This window comes from Roseovarius sp. A46 (assembly GCF_004126395.1).
GTDB lineage: Bacteria > Pseudomonadota > Alphaproteobacteria > Rhodobacterales > Rhodobacteraceae > Roseovarius > Roseovarius nitratireducens.
The window spans coordinates 1-255 of the sequence record NZ_PVWS01000108.1 but is presented as its reverse complement, the minus strand read 5'-3'; the positions used below and the strand labels follow the sequence as shown (position 1 = coordinate 255).

Genomic DNA, 255 nt, shown 5'->3' with positions numbered 1-255 from the left:
GATGAACGTCTGCGTGCCCCACGAGCCGAACGGTGCGTCCATGACCAGGCGATCCCCGCGCGGCGCCCATCCCCGCAGCCGGGTCAGGTTGGTTTTCACCGAGGTTTCATAAATGAAGACAACGCGCGCGGGCCGGGCCGACACAGCCGGAATACGATGCCTGAACCAGTCTTCGCGCTGTTGCCTTACCTTGGTTCGGCGACGCTCGGCGGCGACCAGCGACTTTTTTTGTGTGTATAGCCGAGCTTGCGGAGG

The 255-nt window shown here is 63.1% G+C and carries 1 pseudogene; it reads right to left on the bottom strand.

Features of this window, described 5'->3' with window-relative positions:
- Nucleotides 1-255, bottom strand: a pseudogene (locus C6W92_RS17895) (IS630 family transposase); the annotation flags it as partial.